This window comes from Octadecabacter antarcticus 307, from assembly GCF_000155675.2.
Taxonomy (GTDB): Bacteria; Pseudomonadota; Alphaproteobacteria; order Rhodobacterales; family Rhodobacteraceae; genus Octadecabacter; species Octadecabacter antarcticus.
The window spans coordinates 2,241,728-2,262,414 of sequence record NC_020911.1 but is presented as its reverse complement, the minus strand read 5'-3'; the positions used below and the strand labels follow the sequence as shown (position 1 = coordinate 2,262,414).

At 56.8% G+C, this 20,687-nt stretch carries 21 protein-coding genes and 1 pseudogene; 14 read left to right on the top strand and 8 right to left on the bottom strand.

From position 1 onward, the window contains the following. The first annotated feature begins 31 nt into the window (after positions 1-31). On the top strand, positions 32-1,300 hold the full coding sequence (locus OAN307_RS11445) for an MFS transporter (RefSeq protein ID WP_015499909.1): 1,269 nt from the start codon (positions 32-34) through the stop codon (positions 1,298-1,300). Between the two features lie 51 nt (positions 1,301-1,351). Here the strand turns inward: OAN307_RS11445 and OAN307_RS11440 are convergent, their stop codons facing one another. The 4 genes from OAN307_RS11440 to OAN307_RS11425 all read right to left on the bottom strand — a co-directional run bounded on the left by OAN307_RS11440 (position 1,352) and on the right by OAN307_RS11425 (position 6,162). After that, positions 1,352-2,077: a squalene/phytoene synthase family protein gene (locus OAN307_RS11440; RefSeq protein WP_015499908.1), complete on the bottom strand. Its 726-nt coding sequence runs from the start codon at positions 2,075-2,077 to the stop codon at positions 1,352-1,354. Further along, on the bottom strand, positions 2,074-3,711 hold the full coding sequence (gene cimA, locus OAN307_RS11435; RefSeq protein WP_015499907.1) for a citramalate synthase: 1,638 nt from the start codon (positions 3,709-3,711) through the stop codon (positions 2,074-2,076). The genes OAN307_RS11440 and cimA overlap by 4 nt, the downstream gene beginning before the upstream one ends. Before the next feature lie 127 nt (positions 3,712-3,838). Beyond that, a complete protein-coding gene (cysS, locus tag OAN307_RS11430) occupies positions 3,839-5,284 on the bottom strand; it encodes a cysteine--tRNA ligase (protein ID WP_015499906.1) in 1,446 nt (481 codons plus the stop codon). Between the two features lie 494 nt (positions 5,285-5,778). Further along, positions 5,779-6,162, bottom strand: coding sequence for a VOC family protein (locus OAN307_RS11425; protein WP_015499905.1), 384 nt, complete (start codon positions 6,160-6,162; stop codon positions 5,779-5,781). 74 nt (positions 6,163-6,236) lie between these two features. On the opposite strand from OAN307_RS11425, the gene soxR reads away from it, so the two are divergent. The 3 genes from soxR to OAN307_RS11410 all read left to right on the top strand — a co-directional run bounded on the left by soxR (position 6,237) and on the right by OAN307_RS11410 (position 8,856). Continuing rightward, positions 6,237-6,680: a redox-sensitive transcriptional activator SoxR gene (gene soxR, locus OAN307_RS11420; RefSeq protein ID WP_015499904.1), complete on the top strand. Its 444-nt coding sequence runs from the start codon at positions 6,237-6,239 to the stop codon at positions 6,678-6,680. A 31-nt stretch (positions 6,681-6,711) separates the two neighbouring features. Beyond that, on the top strand, positions 6,712-7,884 hold the full coding sequence (locus tag OAN307_RS11415) for a pyridoxal phosphate-dependent aminotransferase (RefSeq protein ID WP_015499903.1): 1,173 nt from the start codon (positions 6,712-6,714) through the stop codon (positions 7,882-7,884). Between the two features lie 159 nt (positions 7,885-8,043). After that, on the top strand, positions 8,044-8,856 hold the full coding sequence (locus OAN307_RS11410) for an isocitrate lyase/PEP mutase family protein (protein ID WP_015499902.1): 813 nt from the start codon (positions 8,044-8,046) through the stop codon (positions 8,854-8,856). A 124-nt stretch (positions 8,857-8,980) separates the two neighbouring features. On the opposite strand, the gene OAN307_RS11405 is transcribed toward OAN307_RS11410, so the two are convergent. Then, positions 8,981-9,583, bottom strand: coding sequence for an outer membrane protein (locus tag OAN307_RS11405; RefSeq protein ID WP_015499901.1), 603 nt, complete (start codon positions 9,581-9,583; stop codon positions 8,981-8,983). Positions 9,584-9,784: 201 nt separating this feature from the next. On the opposite strand from OAN307_RS11405, the gene OAN307_RS11400 reads away from it, so the two are divergent. Further along, the gene (locus OAN307_RS11400) at positions 9,785-9,973 is read left to right on the top strand and encodes a hypothetical protein (protein WP_044043590.1); all 189 of its coding nucleotides are present in this window, start codon (positions 9,785-9,787) and stop codon (positions 9,971-9,973) included. Between the two features lie 35 nt (positions 9,974-10,008). After that, positions 10,009-11,598, top strand: a complete 1,590-nt coding sequence (locus tag OAN307_RS11395) for a trimethylamine methyltransferase family protein (RefSeq protein WP_015499898.1) — start codon at positions 10,009-10,011, stop codon at positions 11,596-11,598. A 195-nt stretch (positions 11,599-11,793) separates the two neighbouring features. On the opposite strand, the gene OAN307_RS11390 is transcribed toward OAN307_RS11395, so the two are convergent. Beyond that, positions 11,794-12,894, bottom strand: a complete 1,101-nt coding sequence (locus OAN307_RS11390; protein ID WP_044043589.1) for an anhydro-N-acetylmuramic acid kinase — start codon at positions 12,892-12,894, stop codon at positions 11,794-11,796. Between the two features lie 63 nt (positions 12,895-12,957). On the opposite strand from OAN307_RS11390, the gene tyrS reads away from it, so the two are divergent. Then, positions 12,958-14,211: a tyrosine--tRNA ligase gene (tyrS, locus tag OAN307_RS11385; RefSeq protein ID WP_044044683.1), complete on the top strand. Its 1,254-nt coding sequence runs from the start codon at positions 12,958-12,960 to the stop codon at positions 14,209-14,211. Here tyrS and OAN307_RS28950 read toward each other — a convergent pair. Next, complete coding sequence (locus OAN307_RS28950) at positions 14,203-14,340, bottom strand: hypothetical protein (protein WP_187292571.1); 138 nt, start codon at positions 14,338-14,340, stop codon at positions 14,203-14,205. The two genes, tyrS and OAN307_RS28950, sit on opposite strands and share 9 nt — an antisense overlap. A gap of 51 nt (positions 14,341-14,391) precedes the next feature. On the opposite strand from OAN307_RS28950, the gene OAN307_RS11380 reads away from it, so the two are divergent. The 5 genes from OAN307_RS11380 to eno all read left to right on the top strand — a co-directional run bounded on the left by OAN307_RS11380 (position 14,392) and on the right by eno (position 18,642). Continuing rightward, positions 14,392-15,186 carry a GNAT family N-acetyltransferase gene (locus OAN307_RS11380; RefSeq protein WP_245541032.1) on the top strand — a complete coding sequence of 265 codons (795 nt, stop codon included), beginning with the start codon at positions 14,392-14,394 and terminating at the stop codon, positions 15,184-15,186. Between the two features lie 105 nt (positions 15,187-15,291). Next, positions 15,292-15,708: a Fur family transcriptional regulator gene (locus tag OAN307_RS11375; protein ID WP_015499894.1), complete on the top strand. Its 417-nt coding sequence runs from the start codon at positions 15,292-15,294 to the stop codon at positions 15,706-15,708. Then, positions 15,708-16,409, top strand: coding sequence for an NYN domain-containing protein (locus OAN307_RS11370; RefSeq protein ID WP_015499893.1), 702 nt, complete (start codon positions 15,708-15,710; stop codon positions 16,407-16,409). The genes OAN307_RS11375 and OAN307_RS11370 overlap by 1 nt, the downstream gene beginning before the upstream one ends. Beyond that, entirely contained in the window at positions 16,409-17,299 is an 891-nt protein-coding gene (locus OAN307_RS11365) for a DMT family transporter (RefSeq protein WP_015499892.1), read from the top strand. Before OAN307_RS11370 ends, OAN307_RS11365 begins: the two co-directional genes overlap by 1 nt. 68 nt (positions 17,300-17,367) lie before the next feature. Then, entirely contained in the window at positions 17,368-18,642 is a 1,275-nt protein-coding gene (gene eno, locus OAN307_RS11360) for a phosphopyruvate hydratase (protein WP_015499891.1), read from the top strand. Positions 18,643-18,687: 45 nt separating this feature from the next. Here eno and OAN307_RS11355 read toward each other — a convergent pair whose 3' ends face one another. After that, positions 18,688-19,749, bottom strand: a complete 1,062-nt coding sequence (locus OAN307_RS11355) for an NAD(P)/FAD-dependent oxidoreductase (protein WP_044044682.1) — start codon at positions 19,747-19,749, stop codon at positions 18,688-18,690. 59 nt (positions 19,750-19,808) lie between these two features. Between OAN307_RS11355 and OAN307_RS11350 the strand changes: the two genes are divergently transcribed. Both OAN307_RS11350 and OAN307_RS31640 read left to right on the top strand, forming a co-directional pair. Further along, a complete protein-coding gene (locus OAN307_RS11350; protein ID WP_015499889.1) occupies positions 19,809-20,237 on the top strand; it encodes a cupin domain-containing protein in 429 nt (142 codons plus the stop codon). A gap of 236 nt (positions 20,238-20,473) precedes the next feature. Continuing rightward, positions 20,474-20,656 (top strand): annotated as a pseudogene (locus OAN307_RS31640) (IS30 family transposase); the annotation flags it as partial. Positions 20,657-20,687: the final 31 nt, after the last annotated feature.

Genomic DNA, 20,687 nt, shown 5'->3' with positions numbered 1-20,687 from the left:
CAACCCCGTGGGTGAGGCGTAGCCAATTTAAATGACTGATACCGCAGCCCCAAATCTTGCCCAAATCCCGGATGACCGCCGCGCAAAACGAAATGTCGCGGTTCTCGTTCTCGCGCAAGCCATCCTTGGCGCGCAAATGCCGATGATTTTCGTGGTCGGGGGATTGGCGGGCAAACAGCTGGCCTCTAACATCTGCTGGGCGACTTTGCCGATTTCGCTGATCATTTTCGGGTCAATGACAACCGCACCATGGCTGTCGCCACTGATGCAATCGCACGGACGGCGGTTCGGGTTCTATATTGGCGCATTGGCAGGTGCGGTAGGCGCGGCAATCGCGGCCTATGGATTATACATCGGATCGTTCACCGTGCTGTTGATCGGGTCCTATTTCACAGGAATCTATATGTCGGCGCAAGGATTTTACCGCTTTGCCGCGACGGACACGGCATCTGACAGCTTTAAACCAAAGGCGATTTCATATGTCATGGCAGGCGGATTGTTGTCAGCAATCCTAGGCCCGCAACTCAATAAACTTGTGGATAGCAATTTTGTGGTGCCGTTTTTGGGCACCTATCTAGCAATCATAGTCCTCAATTTAGTCGGAATGTTCCTGTTCCTCGCGCTTGATTTGCCCAAAGGGTCGCGCGGACAGCCCAAGGTGGCCGGACCGACACCGCGAACCCGCGGGCAGCTTTTGTCGGACCCAAATATTCTGGTGGCAATCATAATCGCACTTGTGGCCTATTCCCTGATGAACCTTGTCATGACGTCGACACCATTGGCTGTCGTAGGCTGCGGATATGCCCTTGATAACGCAAATGATATTGTTTCAGCGCATGTATTAGCGATGTTTGCGCCCAGCTTTTTCACAGGCCATCTGATCGTGCGCTTCGGCGTCAAACCGATCATGGCAGTTGGCCTTGTAATCCTCGGGGCTGCGGGCATTGCCGCGCTCTTTGGCGTCAGTGTTGCCGAGGGTGAACAACCGTCGTTGTTTAGCTTTTATGCAGCATTGATCCTGCTGGGCTGCGGCTGGAACTTTGGCTTCATTGGCGCAACGACACTACTGACGTCATCCCACGCCACCCACGAACGCGGGGTCGTTCAGGGCCTCAATGATATGATCGTTTTCGGGTCCGTTATGGTGGCATCTCTGGCATCAGGCGGTTTGATGAATTGTTCTGGTGGATCACCCATCGAAGGCTGGACAGCCGTCAATGTCGCAATGGCACCGTTCTTGATGCTTGCGGGTGGCGCGTTGATTTGGCTGGCGTTGCGCCCCAAGGGCGCACAAATCTAAAAATTGACCAAAAGGCGCACAAATTTATAGTCGCCCCAAAGGCACACAGGTTTAAGACCAGCGCAACAGCCGCCATTTGGCACGAAACGGGCTGATCCCGACAGTGCCTTGCGCCACACGCCACGGCTCTTTCGCAATCTGGCGCAACAGCGGTTCGGCCTGCCATGCTTCGAGGAATGCAGGATTGCTTGGGACTGGTCGCGCGATGTCTTTCAGCGCCTCCCTTGCCAGCGCAGCAATCGCGTTCTCGCGTCCGTCCAGCAGCGGCAAACGGCCCTTTTCCTCAAGCGCGGACACCGCCTTTAGGTAACGCGCCAAACCTGCCGCGCGCGCGAACCGCATGACGTCTTCACGGCTCACAGCACCCAACGCCCGCGCGCCCTGCCACATCAGCTCCCCCGCGGTCGCATCAAGGTATTCGTCGAAATGCGCTGCGTCTTCAAATGCGTCCGTATAGACATCCCAACGCCGTGCCGCGACCAGCCGATCCAGCGCGCGCGCGCCGTCGACATCCAACACGTCGGCCAGCGTTTGTGTGACCTCATGGCGGCGCACTGTCCCGCCCAAAGCGATTTCTTCAAGTGCATCACGCCACCATTGCAGGCGCATTTCAGCAATCATCGGTTCGCTCGTTACCCAAGGCGCGCGGGCGATTTCGACGTTGAATGCATAGATCGGAAATAATATGCGGCGTGCAGCGACAGGCGCCGCCATTACCGCCAAAAACCGGTCGGGATCACCGCGTTCGACAATGCCAGCGCAGGCCTCAAAACTCACGATGCGGCCCCATCATTGACCCAGTCTTTAACCCCGTCGCGCACCAACTTCCATCGGATCGCATCCAACAGGGCATCAAATGACGCATCCACAATGTTGGCGGACACGCCGACGGTGGACCACGTGCGGCCCTGCCCGTCTTCGCTGTCAATGATGACCCGCGTGACGGCTTCGGTGCCGCCATTTGTGATGCGCACCTTGAAGTCGGTCAGATGGATGTCAGCGACGCAATCGGCGTAACGCCCAAGGTCTTTCATCAACGCGCGGCTCAGCGCGTTGACCGGACCACGGTCAGACCCATCCGGCCCAAGGCTTTCAGAGACCGACATCGTCTTGACGCCGTCCACTTTGACGACAACGACAGCTTCGGACAGCGACACCATCTCATTGCGTTTGTTACGGCGGCGTTCGACGGTGACGCGGTAGCGTTTGACTTCGAAAAACCTCGGCATTAGCCCCAGTTCCTCGCGGGCCAGTACCTCAAAGCTCGCTTGCGCGGTGTCGTAGGAATAACCAGCAGCCTCGCGGTCTTTGACGCGGTCCAAAATTCGCTGCAACGCGGGATTACCTTTGGCCACCTCCAGCCCCATCTGCGTCAGTCGTTCGCGCAGATTGGATTGGCCCGCTTGATTGGACATCGGCACAATGCGGCTGTTGCCGACCAACGCAGGATCAATGTGTTCATATGTGCTGGGGTCCTTGGCAATGGCCGACGCATGCAACCCGGCCTTATGGGCAAACGCCGATGCACCGACATAGGCCGCCTGACGGTGTGGCACGCGGTTCAAAATTTCGTCTAGACAGCGTGACACCTTACGAAGGCCTTTTAGGGCCTCCTGCGTCACACCTGTTTCAAACTGACTGGCATATGGTTGTTTCAACAACAACGTCGGGATCAATGTCGTCAGATTGGCATTGCCGCACCGCTCTCCCAAACCGTTTAGGGTGCCTTGAATTTGGCGCGCCCCTGCCGCCACTGCAACCAGCGAATTGGCCACTGCATTTTCGGTATCATTGTGCGTGTGGATGCCGATGTGCGTGCCCGGAACGCCCGCCTCAATCAGCGCCTTAACACCGCTGCGCACATCATGAGGCAACGCGCCACCGTTGGTGTCGCATAGGACAACCCAGCGCGCACCTGCATCATAGGCCGCCTTGGCAGATCGGATCGCGTAATCAGGATTTGCCTTAAACCCATCAAAGAAATGCTCGGCATCAAACAACGCCTCGCGCCCTTGCGCCACGATATGTGCGATAGACGCCGTAATATTTTCGACGTTCTCGTCCAGTGAAACGCCCAGCGCGGTCTTCACATGAAAATCATGGGTCTTACCCACCAGACACACCGCGGGCGTGTTCGCATTCATCACCGCTGCCAGCACTTCGTCGTTGTCCGCAGATCGACCGGACCGCTTGGTCATCCCAAACGCTGTCATGGTGGCACGGGTCTTTGGCGCAGCCTCAAAAAACTCACTATCCGTTGGGTTCGCCCCCGGCCAACCGCCTTCGATGTAATCAACCCCAAGATCATCCAGCATCGCGGCCACGCTGTGCTTTTCCGCCGTCGAAAACTGCACGCCTTGGGTCTGCTGCCCGTCGCGCAAGGTGGTGTCGTAAAGATAAAGACGCTCCATCAGCACCACTCCTGCATGTCTTTGCTTTTAAAATATCCCGGGGAGCGCATAGCGCGGGGCAGCGCCCCCTTCACTGTCTTAAGCGCCGAAGGCGCGCCCCCCGCCCGCCGCAGGCGCTGATCGCAGATCATAGGAGACCCTCCAATTTGGAGGAGTCAAAATTCGCGTTCGGAATTAATTCAACGCCGACTTTTGACATGCGAACCTCGATTCCAGCTTCCGCTGCCTTATTTTTGATCTCGTCTAGGGCCGAGAAATTTTTGGTTTGCAAAGCAGTCGCTCGAATCTCTGTGATTTTGTCGTTTAATAGATGCAGATGAATAGGCGCGTTTAGGTCAATATTGTCGAAATCAGAGTATTGACCGCTCGGAAGCCCGTGAACTTCTCGGGCAGCTCTAAATTCATCAGAAAGAAACCCAACAAATCGCGCATTGTCCAAGAGCATTTGTGGCTTCGGCCTTAACGCGTTCAACTTAGAGATCATTAGGTGAGTATTCAGATCATCGGAAAGCGCCGCCAATATTTCCTTATCCGCTGTGAAGTCGGGGGCTGCTGTCGGCGTTAACTCCATTGTCGCGGTCCGCCAACCAATCAGAGTTTTTTCAGCAAACTGAACCTTGGCTGCGGTCCAATCCATCGGCTTGCGGTAATGCGTGCTCAGCATCACAAACCGGATCACCTCCCCCGGTACACCCTGCTCCAACAAATCACGCACAGTGAAAAAGTTGCCCAAGGACTTGGACATCTTCCTGCCCTCGACCTGCAACATTTCGTTGTGCATCCAGACGTTGGCGAACCCGTGGCCCGCACAGGTCGATTGCGCGATCTCGTTTTCATGGTGCGGAAATTGCAAATCGTTGCCGCCGCCGTGAATATCGAATTCACCACCCAGCAGGTCCAGCGCCATGGCCGAACATTCGATATGCCAGCCCGGACGTCCACGACCCCACGGACTGTCCCAACCGGGCTGAACGTCGCTTGATGGTTTCCACAACACAAAATCCATCGGATCTTCTTTGTAGGGCGCCACTTCGACCCGCGCCCCTGCGATCATATCGTCAACAGAGCGGCCCGACAGCGCGCCATATTCGGTGTAGGACCGCACACGGAACAACGCATGACCCTCGGCCTCGTATGCGTGACCCTTGGCAATCAAATCCTCAATCATTGTGATCATCTGCGCGATGTATTGCGTCGCACGCGGCATGGCTGACGGCTCCAGCGCGCCCACGGCGGCCATGTCCTCAAGATACCAGCCAATCGTCTCGCTCGACCGCTCGGCAATCAGGTCTTCCAACGTACCCGCAGCCCCCGCCTGCTGGCGCGCAAATGCGGTGGCGTTGATTTTATCATCGACGTCGGTGAAATTGCGCACATAAGTGACATGGTCCGCGCCATAGGTGTGGCGCAGCAGCCGGAACAGCGTGTCGAACACAATGACCGGACGCGCATTGCCCAGATGGGCGCGGTCATAAACGGTCGGCCCACAGACATACATGCGCACGTCTTTATGGTCGATCGGGCTAAACTCGACCTTTTTGCGGACCTTTGTGTTGTACAGTTTGATCGCCATCGTTGAACCTCGAATATGCTTTAGCGCAGGTGTTGCCCGCGGACCTAGCAAGTTCAGCGATGGATCGAAACGTGAAAAAGCAGCCCGCGACTTAAGTTAGCAGGAAATAATACACGCAATGATGCAAATGCTCTTCATGCGGCGTGCATACCCTCGTGCGTTGCGCAAATCAACTGCGCAGCGCGCGCCCCCCTTACGAACGTTTAACACTGCTGCCCTAAAACCGCCCTTGGATATCCAATTGACACAGGTCACGGGTCACGGACCACCCACGCTTGGGGGCAAGCAACCGGGTGCAGACCCACGGCATTACAGATCGCGCAGGTCTGCCCAGTAAGGGCCTGCGCCGGACCACGTCACCATCGGCGGGCCCGCCTTCTTGTGAAACATCGCACGACACAAGACCGCTGCGCAGTTCCCTGCGCTCAGGCGGCGTTTGTCTTGCGCCTATGCCAAAGCGCCAGCGCGGCCCCGCCAGATTTCACGCAGGCATTTCAGTCATAACTGACGACCTCGATTTCGATTCCGTTTTCCTCGCAGAAATAAAAACGATGGCCCGGCTCATAATCCGCATGGCTGTGCGTGTTATACCCCTTGGCCTTCACAGCGGCCTCAACCCTGTCCAAATCATCCACGACAACGCCGATGTGGTTCAGACCCGCCTTTTCGCGGTAACTGGTGTGCGCCGCTTCTAACGGGACACCGTCGGGACCCGTATACAAAGCAAGGTAAAACCCCTCGCCGCCCACGTGCACAGATCGCCCCGCGCCAATCGCACCGCCAGACCAGCGCCGATGCCAGCCGAAAAGATCGATCAGCATTGCCGCACTCGCGTCAGGGTCAACGACGGTGACGTTTACGTGTTCAAGATGGGCCATTTATTTTTTCCTTGTGGGTTGGTCCTGCATCCTGTGTAATTTCTCAAGTGCACTTGAGATCAAGGATTATTTTCATGGCCCGCCCAACAAACGGACTGACTATCGGGGACCTCGCGGATCGTACCGGCCTTGCCGTCTCGGCGATCCGGTTTTACGAAACCCACGGCATTGTGCATCCTCTGCGCAACGCAGGCGGGCATCGCCGCTATGACAAGGCAGACCTGCGACGGTTGTCATTTGCCATGATCGCCCAGCGGTTGGGGTTTTCACTGGCCGACATTGCTGGCCACATGGCACATCTGCCCACCCATAAAGCCCCCAGCAAATCCGATTGGGCCCGTATTTCGACCGCGATGCGTGTTGACATCACGGCGCGCATCACCCAGCTGGAAGCGCTGCGCGACAAGCTCGACGGTTGCATCGGTTGTGGGTGCCTCAGCCTTGATGCCTGCGCACTGTATAATCCGGCGGATACCTTGGGGCACAAAGGCACCGGACCACGCATTCTTCTGGATTGACACCGACCAGCGCCACTGGTCACGTGCGAACATGAAATTATCACATCGCATCACACATCTCACACCCGGCGGCTCTGATGGCTGGGAGGTCTTTTACCGCGCCCGCGCCCTGAAAGCCGCAGGTCAACCCGTCATCGAACTGACGATCGGGGAACATGACATTCGCACGCACCCAAGTATTCTGGATGCGATGCACGCAAGCGCGAAGGACGGGCACACAGGATACGCCGCAGTCCCCGGCACCGAGGCCTTGCGCCAGGCCGTCGCAACCCGCATTCAGACGCGCACGGGCGTGGCGACAACACCGGACAACATCCTGATCACCCCCGGCGGGCAAGCAGCCCTGTTTGCAGCCCACACAGCCGTTTGCGACGAAGGCGATGTCGCGCTTTATATTGATCCCTACTACGCCACCTATCCCGGAACGATCCGTGGGATCGGCGCGACGCCAAAGGCTATACCAGCATATCCTGACAACGGCTTTCAACCCCGCGCCTCTGACATCGCACGCCATGCCAAAGGTGCCGCAAGCATTATGATCAACACCCCCAACAATCCAACGGGCGCTGTCTATTCTCACGCCACATTGCAAGAAATTGCGACCACCTGCATTGAACATGACCTGTGGCTGATTTCCGACGAAGTCTATGATACGCAACTGTGGGACGGCGATCACATCAGTCCTCGCGCGCTGCCCGACATGGCGGAACGCACATTGGTCGTCGGGTCAATGTCCAAAAGCCACGCAATGACTGGAAGCCGTGTCGGCTGGATCTGTGCCCCGACTAAAGTCATTGAACATCTCATCAACCTTGCGACCCATACGACCTACGGCGTCGCAGGCTATATCCAAGACGCCGCCGAATTTGCACTGGGCCAAGGCGAAGCGCTTGAGGCTGAAATCTCCGCCCCCTTCGCGCGTCGTCGCCAGATCACAGAAACTTTGCTGGCCACACAAAACATCGTCAAAGGCAGCCCAATCCAAGGCGCAATGTATGCAATGCTCGACATCCGCGCGACGGGTTTGACGGGGAGTGCCTTCGCCAATGACCTACTCGACACCCACGCCATCGCCACCATGCCGGGCGAAAGCTTCGGCGTCGCTGCCGCAGGCCACATCCGCGTTGCCATGACCATCGACGACGAAACCTACAAATCCGCATTACAAACCCTGCTCGATTTCGCCACCACCAAAGCCGCTTAAACACAGCCTTTCTTGTGCCCTGACTTTGTCTCAAGAATATCCTGGGGGAGTCTGAAAAGCGGGAGGCGTCGTCCATCGGGCTTGAACCAATGGCGCACAATGAACGACGCCACTTGATCGGATTTGCGCAGCCAAATTTGAAACCACTAAGGACCAGCCATGACCACGTTCCGCAACCTTCACAAACCCGGCGATCCCTTCATTCTCGCCAATGCGTGGGACATCGGCTCAGCGCGGGTGCTGAAATCCATGGGCGCGCAGGCCATTGCGACGTCATCTGCCGCACATGCTTTCACATTCGGGCGTCCAGACGGCCTTGGCGTGTCCCGCGATGAGGCATTGGCCCATGCCGAAGACCTTGTTGCTGCCACGGGTTTGCCCGTTCAAGGTGATTTTGAAAACGGCTGGGGCGATGATCCTGATACTGTCGCTGAAACCGTCCGGCTGGCAGGCGAAGCAGGTCTTGTGGGCATCTGCATCGAAGATATCAAGCTGCCCAGTCCCGACGCCTACGCGCGCGCCTTCGCGATTGAGCGCATAAAGGCCGCCGCCGCAGCTGCGCGCGCTTTGCCAAATGACTTTGTACTCACGGCGCGTGCAGACGGCATTATGACTGGTGCTTACGACATCGAAGAAGCCATCTCCCGCCTGCAAGGGTTTGAAGCCGCAGGCGCTGATTGTCTTTATGCGCCGATCCCAAAAACCACGCTAGACGTGGCGCGGATTTGCGCTGCTGTCACTGCCCCTGTGAATGTCCTTGTTGCGGGGCCGATTTACACAGCCGAAACCCAGCGGTCCTTTGCGACCATGGGGGCTGCACGGCTTTCGCTCGGGTCCGCATTGGCACGGGCCACCCACCGTGTTTTGTACGACGCCGCCGCTGAAATGTTCGGCAACGGCCCCAAAGACGGCAGCTTTTCGCGTCTCGGGCTGTCCATATCGGGCGATACAATCGATGCGTTGCTGACTTAAGCTGCGGCAAAGTCTGCCTAGTTCCGCAGCGCTGCCAATCGGCACAAATCCCCCCCGAAAAAGCTACGGCGCGACGGCCCAAATTTAGCCCGCCGCGCCGCATGGTCGTAATCGTAAGATCAGTTTAGAACTGGAACGCAACGCGCACGGATGCCGTTGTCGCCTCAAAGTCCAGACCTGTGTTGTCGAAGTTACCAAACTCGTGCTGCAACACTTCACCACCAAGGCGGATACGATCGTTGAGCATGTAATCCATGCCAACACCGTAGAACGAACCTGTATCGTTGGCATCAAGTCCGCCGCCGATATCCAACGAAGCAACACCAACCGTCAAATACGGCAAAAAGGCACCTGCGTCATAACCGGCACGCAATTTCGCGCGCGAAACACTGTCTATGTCATTTCCGCCGTCCGATACATCGAAGCCGGACAGTTCCAATTCAGCACCCAGTACAAAGTTACCGAAATCGTAATCGTAACCGGCGTGGATGCCATATGTCGCGCCGTCGTCCTCAAAAACTGTACTGTCGTCTTCACTGCCTTCGGCATAACCAAGCGATCCGCCGACGTAAAAACCCGTCCAATCGGTTCCGGTACTATAAACAGGGGCGGCCATTGCGGCTGGGGACGGAGCGATGATCGGCTCCGAAAGGTTGCCAGCAAACGATGCGCTCGCAACGCTCATGGTCAGTGCAGTCGTTGTTGCCGCGAAAAACATTTTAGACATTGTAGGCTTCCTTCTCTTTAATTTTATTTTTTGGATAAGCTGCACACGAAATGCACGCAGTACTCTTCACCCTAAAATCGCTTCTAGATTCTGGTTGCCACCACTTCAGAAATTACATGGCACAATAAGCTGGGTTTCGCCCGAAACTGGCGCAGGCATAGGCCAAGCTGCGCCCATCCGGTCCCCATCACAAACTTGTGCATGATCCAATTTGAATTGGTTCAAAAACGACCAAACGTCGCAAAGACGATAGATTGTAAGGGTGTGACGTCTCACCATCTGGACATGGATCAAAAAACCATAACCGCAACAACTCATGCTGTCCGCGTCAACCTGACGATCGGTGCGCGGCGTGGTCGCGCGGCCCGTGGGCGGCCCGCTGCGCTGTAGAGAACCCAATTTCCCTACAGACAAAGGCCAAACACATGAACGACGAAACCCCAAACCGCCCTGCCCCAACTAATACCCAAGGCCGTGCCAGCCGTAGTGGTGGCCGCGCCGCCCGTCACGCAGCGCGTTCTTCTAAACTATCTGACGCCATGCGCCCCGTGCGAGCGGGCATGACGGGGGGCAAATATAAACCCCTTTCAGATGCAGATGTCCTGAAAATTCATGAGGCCGCGCTGACCGCGCTGGAAACCATCGGCCTCGCGGACGCGCCGCCATCGGGCGTCCAAATCCTGACGGGCGCAGGGGCCATTCTCGGGGATGATGGGCGCATCCGTTTTCCGCGTGCCTTGGTCGAAGACATGCTTGCGATATCTTGCAAGGACCTGACCCTGTGTGGCCGGGACCCTGTCCATGACCTCGATCTGAGCGGGCAACGTGTGCATTACGGCACCGCTGGCGCTGCGGTGAATATGGTCGATGTGGCGGGTAACAATTTCCGCGAAAGCACGTTGCAAGACCTGCACGACGCCGCGCGGATCACTGACACGCTAGATAACGTTCACTTCCTGCAACGCCCGATGGTGGCACGCGATATTGCTGACAACCTCGAAATGGATCTCAACACGATCTACGCCTGCTGTGCAGGCACGACCAAACACATCGGTACGTCTATCTCTGACCCAAGCCATGCCGCCGAATGTCTTCAATTGGCTTACGCCATCGCTGGCGGCGAATCGAAATATCGGAAACGCCCGTTTGTGTCGATGTCCAACTGTTTCGTCGTTCCACCAATGAAATTCGCGACCGAATCCTGCGAAGCGATGGAGATTTGTATCCGTGGTGGCATGCCGATCTTGCTGTTGTCTGCTGGCATGTCGGGGGCAACTGCGCCCTCCACCATTGCCGGCGCGATCGTGCAGGCCGTGGCCGAATGCCTCGCAGGGGTTGTCTACGTCAATGCAATGGTCCCCGGTCATCCGGCAGTGTTCGGGACTTGGCCTTTCGGGTTGGATTTGCGCACCGGCGCGATGACAGTCGGTTCCGGCGAACAGGCACTGTTAAGCTCCGGTTGCGCCCAAATGCATGCATTCTACGGCGTTCCAGGTGGGGCCGTTGGTGGGGCAAGCGATTCAAAAATGCCCGACATGCAAGCCGGATGGGAACAGATGTGTTCCGCCGTCATGGCGGGCCTGAGCGGGCTAAACATGGTCTATGAGGCCGCAGGTATGCACGCCTCTTTGCTCGGCTTTTGCCACGAAAGCCTGATCCTCAGCGATGATCTGATCGGCCAAGCCCTGCGCTGTGTACGTGGCATCGAAGTGGACGACGAAACCCTGGCTTTGGATCAAATGCGCGAAGTGTGCATGGGCCGCCCAGAAAAGCCGGCAGTGGGTCATTACCTCGGCACCGATCGAACCCTCAGCCATATGGAACGCGATTGCGTCTATCCAGCGCTCGGCAACCGGATGAGCCCGAAAGAATGGGCAGAAAAAGACCGCCCCAACCTGATCGAGCAAACCATTGCACGCAAAGATGCTATCTTGGCCAGACGGTCCGCCGCGCGGTTTGATCCAGAATTGGACGCGACCATCCGCGCACGTTTCAAAATCCACCTTCCCGCCTGAGGGAAGGTGGATTTGGGTATTTAAGAACCAAAGAAGCGGGAAGAAAGTAAGACGTAATTAACCTTAACATTGCATCCTGTGTGAGCGGTACAGGCTGTGGAGCCGATGGCCGTAACCGAAGAAGACTCTGTGCCAAGACGCCTAGCGATCCTCTGGCGCAGAGTTTTTCTTCCGACTTCTTTGGTTCTCAAATACCTAATCTTTCGACGGGCGCGAAACGGTGCCACCGCCAATTGCAGCGCGCACGCCCGTGGTGCCCGATGCGCTGGTTGGCAACCCTTTGGCGACGCGCACTGCGAGGTAGGCAAACGCCTGCGCTTCCAGCATGTCGCCGTCAAACCCTGCGTCCTCAATTGGGGCTACGGGAACGGCGCAGGCATCTGCGATCATCCCCATAAGCGTAGGGTTACTGCGTCCACCGCCCGTTACAAACATGCGCGACGGCGGGCTTGGGCAGCCCTGCAAACCTTGCGCCACCGAGGTGGCACAGGCCATGGTCAAAGTTGCTGCAGCGTCCGCGTCCGACAGGTCTGAAACCGCGTTGGTAAGTCCAATAAATGCATCGCGATCCAGCGATTTCGGCGGCATCCGAAAGAAAAACGGATGCTGCAAGAACTGGTCAATAATTCGGTGATCAACTGTTCCCAAGGCGGCCAATTTCCCATCCAGATCAAACGACTGCCCCAATCGCGCCTGCATCAAATCATTGATCGGTGCGTTGGCTGGCCCAGTATCAAACGCCAGTAACGCCCCATCGCTTTGCGGCAAGGGCAGACTGGGATCGATCCACGTGAGGTTGCCAACACCACCCAAGTTTAGAATGGCAACAGGTTCAAACGCACCCATCTTTTTGGCCAGCGCAAAGTGATAAAACGGTGCCAGTGGCGCACCCTCGCCGCCCATTTGCACATCCGCACTGCGAAAATCCCAGACCACGGTTTTACCTGAGACATCGGCCAAAACGCTGCCGTCACCCGCCTGATGCGTGCCCCGCCCCTTTGGATCATGGGCCAACGTCTGCCCGTGAAAGCCGACCAAATCGGCATCGCCAAAGCCGCTCAAGACTTGTGCGTGAACCGTCTCAATCAACTCGCAGGCTTCGGCGATGTCGTCTTCCGGCCATTTTCCAAGTGCGGCGCGCAACACGGCAACTTGGGCTTTTGTGTAGGGGCGAAACGCACTTTCGCCAAACTCGATAAACGCATGGCCGTCCGTCACAATTTCGGCCGCATCGACACCGTCCAGCGACGTGCCCGACATGGCCCCAACGACACGCACCACTTGATCTTTCAACATGCTCTTCCCCTTGGCCCAACTGCCGCTTATAGAATGCGCGAAATCTACGCGAGGCAACACATCATGACCTACCATCCAAAATCCGATTTTATCCGTGTGATGATGGAACGCGGCTTTCTTGCCGATTGCACCGACTATCAGGGCTTGGATGACGCCTTTGCCGCGGGCGTTGTGCCCGCCTACATCGGTTTTGATGCGACAGCAAAATCGCTGCATGTTGGTTCCCTGATCCAGATCATGATGCTGCGCTGGCTGCAAAAGACCGGCCACCAACCGATCACGTTGATGGGCGGCGGCACCACGAAAGTGGGTGATCCATCGTTTCGCGCCGATGAACGCCCGCTGCTGACGCCCGATAAAATTGATGACAACATCTCGGGCATCAAAAAGGTTTTCGCGGCCTACATTAAGTACGACACAGGCCAGCCGAACAGCGCCTTGATGCTGAACAATGCCGAATGGCTCGACGATCTGAACTACCTCGATTTTCTGCGCGACATCGGCAAACATTTCTCTGTGAACCGGATGCTGAGTTTCGAATCAGTCAAATCGCGGCTCGATCGCGAACAAAGTCTCAGCTTCCTTGAATTCAACTACATGATCCTGCAAGCCTATGATTTCTTGGAACTTAACCGACGCTACGGTTGCAAATTGCAGATGGGTGGCAGCGACCAGTGGGGCAATATCGTAAACGGTATCGATCTGACGCGCCGCGTTTTGGATCACCAAATTTTCGGCCTGACATCGCCGTTGCTGACCACAAGTGACGGTAAAAAGATGGGCAAATCCCTGTCTGGCGCCATTTGGTTGAACGATGAAATGCTGAGCTCGTATGAATTCTGGCAGTTTTGGCGCAACACCACCGATTCTGATGTGGGTCGGTTCCTCAAGCTGTACACCGAACTTCCAGTTGCGGAATGTGACCGCCTTGGCGCACTTGAAGGGGCAGACATCAATGGGGCGAAAATCGTCCTCGCCAACGAAGTGACCACGCTTTTGCATGGAAAAGATGCTGCACAAGCCGCTGAAAAGACGGCCAAAGAAGTTTTTGAGAAGGGTGGTATCGGCGATGATCTTCCGACGCTGACCTTGGCCGCTTCGGACTTGGTGGATGGTATTTCGATTGTGCAACTTATTGTGAAATCTGGTCTGGCTGGCAGCGGCAAAGAAGCCAAGCGGCTGATTTCGGATGGCGGTGCGAAAATCAACGACGACATGTTGACCGATGCGGGCCGGATGATCACCGCCGCAGACCTTGAAACGCCAATAAAACTAAGTGCGGGTAAAAAACGCCACGCGCTTGTTCAATTAGGTTAACAACGCCAACACAGCGCCACCGATCAGCGCAATCACCAGCGCCACGCAGGCCGCCGCCAGCGGCGTTAACCTTGGAGCAGGGATATCTTGTAGATATTTTTGGCGCTTATTCATCGCGCTATTAACCATGCCTTAGATAAACGTGGGGTTAATGGTGCGATGATGCCAGCCTCCCGACCCTTGCAACAATACCCCCTGCAACAATCCGCTGCGTTTGCCCACGCGCTAACCGCATTCGGAACCGACGTGTCATGCGATGCACCTGTCATCCTCAATCGCCAGTTCGGACCATTGGGGCGGATCGGCTTTACATCGCGCGGGCCGCTAAACACCGATCATATGCGCGATCTGCGCCGTGACGGATTGCGCGTATTCAACGCCGAACACGACCAACCTGCCATCTACAAAGCCGCTGGTTTTGCCCAGATCATCACCCCCGCCCATCTGGCAGAATGGGACCTGCGTGCCAGCGCGCAAGATCGCCGTGCTGCCCTGCACCCAAAATGGCGCAACCAATTGCGCAAAGCCGAAGCGGCCAATCTGCATATTCGTGAGGTTACCTGGCGCGGTGCACCCCACCCACTTTTCACCCACGCAGATGCATTGGCGCTAAAGCGGCGATACAAACCGCTGCCCACCGCACTTATCACGACATTCGCCAGCCTGACCCCACATTGCGCGCTGATTTTTGAAGCCTCCGACAAGGGCCAGTTGATCGCCGCAATTCTGGTTCTGCGTCACGGACCAACTGCGACCTATCAAACCGCATGGACCAGCCCGCAAGGTCGCATCCACCACGCTCACAACCTGCTTCTGGCCCACAGCGCGAACCGCCTTGCCAGCTTGGGTCATCTGACATTTGATCTTGGGCTGGTTGAAACCGACCACGCCGCCCCCCTTGCGCGGTTCAAACTGCGCACAGGCGCGCACTTGCGCAGGCTTGGCGGCACCTGGGTCGCCATTCCTGGTTTTTAAATCTGCGCGCAAATCCATCCACGCCCACTGGCCCCCGCAGCGTTGATGCCGTAACACATCTATAACGTCGCCCCGACATTGTCCTTGACCATCCGCGAGACCGCCATGACCGACACCATCCTATCCCGTTGCGAGGCTATTGGCCTACGCCTCACCGAACAGCGTCGCACCATCGCAGGCGTGCTTGAATCGTCAGACGACCACCCCGACGTCGAAGAGCTGTACAACCGCGCGGTGGCGGCCGACCCACGCATCTCGCTCGCGACGGTCTACCGCACCGTCAAGTTGTTCGAAGAATCCGGCATTCTGGAAAAGCATGATTTCGGCGATGGCCGCGCGCGTTATGAAACTGCGGATCGTGAACACCACGACCATCTGATTGATCTGCAATCGGGTGAAGTGATCGAATTTATCGATGCTGAGATTGAAGCCCTACAAGACCGCATCGCAGACAAGCTCGGATATGAGCTGAAGGGACACAGATTGGAATTATACGGTGTTCCGAAACAGAAAGACAAATAATGTCTGATGTTCGCCCCCTCCTCGCCGTGCTGATTGATGCAGATAATGTGCCAGCCCGTCACGCAGAGGCGATCCTGAAAGAAATCTCAGGGATCGGGGAACCCGCTTTGCGCCGCGTTTACGGTGACTGGTCGTCAATTTCACTGAAAGGTTGGACAGAGGTCATTCCTGAACTGGGACTTGTGGCACGCCAAGAAACGGCAAACACCAAACAAAAGAATGCGTCCGACATCGGGTTGGTCATTGATGCGATGGACATCCTGCATGGTGGAAAATTCGACGGGTTTGTTATCGTATCTTCGGACAGCGATTTCACGGGGCTGGCCAATCGCCTGCGCGAAGATGGGCGCACAGTCATCGGTATCGGTGAAGCAAAAACGCCGCAATCCCTGCGCAATGTTTGCAACCGCTTCATTTTTATCGAAAACCTGATCAACGATGAACCCAGCGTGGCCAGTCAAGACACCAAACGCGCCCAACCCGTCAAGGCGCTGCCTCTGTTCAAAGACGCAATGGATAAACTGGAAAGCGAAGATGGCTGGTTTCATCTTGGTCCGATCGGCAGTCAGATCGCCGCCATTAAACCGGAATTCGATCCGCGCAGTTATGGCCATACGAAGCTGTCCGAACTGGCTAAGACCCTAAAGGGCCTCGAAACAAAATCAGTCGGCAATGACCTATTCATCAGGATCAAACTGTAATGGAAAACCTCCGCGGCGCGGTGTTTATGACGTTTTCAATGCTCGCGTTTGCAATCGAAGACGTGTTGATCAAAACCTTGGGCGCGCGCATCCCAATCGGCCAAATCCTCAGCGTGATCGGCGCTGGCGCCGCGATTGCCTTTGTCGTTTGGTTCATCGCCAAAGGTCAGCCGGTTTTCGTTGCCGCCCATCTGAACGGCCGTGTCTGGGCCCGTGGGTTCTTTGAGGTCATCGGAACAATGTTGTTTCTCACCGCCCTCATGCAGCTCGACGTGACCATGCTGTCGGCGATCATTCAGGCCACGCCCCTTGTCGTGGCCATGGGGGGTGCGATATTTTTGGGCCAAACCGTCGGCTGGAAACGTTGGACAGCGATCCTTGTGGGCTTCGTGGGGGTGCTGATCATCATCCGCCCCGGACTGGACGGCGTATCGGTTGCAACGCTGCTCGGCATTGGTGGCATGTTGGGCCTTGCGGGGCGCGATCTGGCAACACGTGCCATCAACGTCCCCATCTCTGGGGCGCACTTATCTCTGCATGCCTTTCTGTTGTTGATCCCCGCTGGTCTGGTGCTGTGCTGGCTGAACGGACAACCGATTGTTGTCATGTCCATGTCCGACAGCGCGACCCTCGCGGGTTGCATCGCTGTCGCATTGGTGGCCTATCTCAGCATTGTTGCTGCGACCCGCGCAGGCGATGCGGCTTTCATTTCGATGTTTCGCTACACGCGAATGTTGTTCGCGCTGTTCTTGGGGGTGGTGTTTTTAAATGAACGCCCCGACACCATGACGCTGATCGGCGTCGGCATCGTCATTGCCGCAGGACTGTTCACCTTCATCCGCGAAGCCCGCGCGCGGCGCACTTCCCAAGCCGTGCCTGAGCCGCTATAGGACCAGCAACATTCATTGTTTGCGCTAACAGCGCTTAGTCATAAAATTATTGATCAAAGGAATACACCATGAGCACGATCATCGACATCCATGCCCGCGAAATTCTCGATAGTCGGGGCAACCCGACGGTTGAGGTCGATGTGACGCTCGAAGATGGCACAATGGGCCGTGCGGCGGTGCCATCGGGTGCGTCCACAGGCGTTCATGAAGCCGTCGAAAAGCGGGACGGCGACAAATCCCGCTACATGGGCAAAGGCGTTCTGCAGGCGGTCGATTCCGTAAACGGCGAAATCGCAGACACCATTGTTGGTTTTGATGCCACCGAACAGGTGGCCATCGACATGGCGATGATCGAACTTGATGGCACAGACAACAAGGGCCGTTTAGGTGCAAACGCGATCCTTGGCGTGTCCCTCGCTGTCGCCAAAGCCGCCGCAGACTATATGGGCCAACCGCTGTTTCGCTACATTGGCGGAACGTCCGCGCGGGTCCTTCCCGTTCCGATGATGAACATCATCAACGGTGGCGAACATGCTGATAACCCAATCGATATTCAAGAATTCATGATCATGCCAGTGTCTGCAACGAACATCCGCGACGCGGTGCGCATGGGCTCAGAAGTGTTCCACACCCTCAAGGGTGAATTGACAGCCGCTGGCCTGTCCACAGGTATTGGCGACGAAGGCGGCTTTGCTCCCAACATCAGCTCCACCCGCGACGCCCTTGATTTCATTTTGAAATCTGTCGAAAAAGCAGGCTACAAACCGGGTGAGGACATTTATCTCGCACTCGATTGCGCCGCCACCGAATACTACGAGGGGGGCAAGTATGAGATGAAGGGCGAAGGTAAATCTCTCACCTCGGCAGAAAATGTCGATTACCTCGAAGCGCTGGTGAATGACTACCCGATCATCTCAATCGAAGACGGCATGTCCGAAGACGATTGGGACGGCTGGAACGCCCTCACAGCGCGTCTTGGTGACAAAATCCAACTCGTCGGTGACGATTTATTCGTGACCAACCCCGCGCGTCTGGCCATGGGCATAGAACAGAAGTCCGCGAATTCAATGTTGGTCAAAGTCAATCAGATCGGCACGCTGACCGAAACGCTGACAGCCGTCGACATGGCCCACCGCGCGCGGTTTACCAACGTGATGTCGCACCGCTCTGGCGAAACCGAAGACGCGACAATTGCCGACCTCGCGGTTGCCACAAACTGCGGTCAGATCAAAACGGGGTCATTGGCGCGGTCCGACAGGCTCGCCAAATACAACCAGCTGATCCGTATTGAGGAAATGCTGGGCGAAACAGCAATTTTTGCAGGCCGTTCAATCCTGCGCTAGATCCTCACCGATGATGTAAAGGGCCCCTGTGTTGCGGGGGCCTTTTCATTGGAATCGACTAGGTCGGTACGGCGCCAACAGCGCCACATACTCCGCGCCCTGCCCCAAAACCTCAGCCGCCACAGCCTCTCCTGCAATCGCAGCCAAAGTCACGCCAGAGTGCATAACCGCGATGTGCAGGCCCGTCGGTTCCACCGCCCCGATCACAGGAAAACCGTCTGCGGGCATCGGCCGATAGGCCAGCGCAACCCGGTCCCAGTCAAGCGTCGCACCTGCAATCATCGGGTCAAGCCAATGCAAGACCCGCGCTGCAATATCCTCAGCCTGTTCCGTCATGTCGGACGCTTCATCACCTTGATGGTTCGCAACCGCTGACGCCAAAATACGACCGTCTGGCAGCTGGCGCACTTCGCCATGCGGCGTCACCAGAACATGCGCAAGTTTCACCGCCACGGGCTTTGTCGTCACCAACACACCGGGGCGCACCAGCATCGGCAATTTGATCCCAAGACTGGACAGGATGTCCGGCGACCCAGTGCCCGCCGCGACCACAACATGCTGCGCCGCGATGGGGCCGACTCTCGTCTCAAATCCGCACACCGCGCCGTCTTTTTGGGCAATGCCAAGCACTTGAATGCCCGACACAATACGCGCGCCCGATGCCGTCAGTAACGCCGCAGCCAGCACGCCTGCGTCTGCGGCGCCTTCATGCGCAAACCGCAACACATCACTGGGCAATTCACGCACATCAGGCTCTAACGCCTCCGCTTGCAGGCCGTTCAAATGCGCAACCGGGTACCCGACCGCATCCAATTGCGCCTTCATCTTGTGCAACGCAGCGCCTTGTTCTTCCCACCAAAGCGCGCCTGACATCTGGATCGGTAGATCAGGCTGCACCGCCATAAGCCGCCCATACGCCGCGATCCCCGCAACCTGCAGACGGTGATGCGCGGTGTCTGCATAAAAGCTCGCGTTGATCCAACCGAACGACTGCGAACTGGCGCCAGCAGCACCACCATCGATCACGATCACCTCAGCGCCGGTTCGTGACAGATGCCACGCAATCGAAGCACCAATTATTCCCGCGCCAACAACGATCACTTTCATGGCGTTCCCCTGATAATCTTTCTCGTGGTCTTTCTCCACACAAAGCCTAACTTGCAAACATGACAGCACAAGACATCATCGACGCCCTGAACCTCACCCCGCACCCTGAAGGCGGGTTTTATCGCCAAACGTGGATCGATTCTGCGGCCGATGGCCGCCCAACCGGAACCTGCATCTACTTTCTGCTCAAATCAGGCGAGGCCAGCCACTGGCACCGCGTTGACGGCGTCGAAATCTGGCACTACCACGCTGGCGCGCCTCTGATCCTCAGCATTTCGACCACAGATACAGGTCCCAGAACCGAAACCTCCCTCGGCCCCGACATCATGGCAGGCCAGCGCCCCCAAGGCATCGTGCCCAAAGACGCATGGCAGGCCGCGCGCACCACCGGCGATTGGACACTGGTCAGCTGCACCGTCAGCCCTGGCTTCTCATTTGACGGCTTTACCCTCGCTCCACCAGATTTCAACATCCCCGGGGAAACGTAGTTTCACCGTCCAAGGACAGAGCGTTTGCCCTTCGCAAATGCGGAGTCCGCCATCACCCCAAGCCCGACACAAAAAAACGGGGACCGAAGCCCCCGCTTAGTTTCGCCGTTCAGGCTCATTTTAGTGTACCGCCCAGTATTCCACCTGCGGCCTGAACGCCTCCTGCGGAAACCTCAGCCCCCTCAGGTCTCTTAGGTCTCTTAGGTCTCTTAGGTCTATCCGAGGTTGTTTGCCTCGGCTTGCTACGCCAGTTTTTCCTGAAAGGAACTGACCTGGGCTGCCTCAGTCAAACCGCCCTGAACGACGTCTCACGCCTGATGAACGACCGGCCTCGTAAAACACTAGGATCGAGAACTCCCGCTGAAGCCATGGCCGAAGAACTTACGGCCATTAAATTAATCGTCGCACTTCAATCTTGAATCCAAGGAGTAAGATTCCGTCCAATTGAAA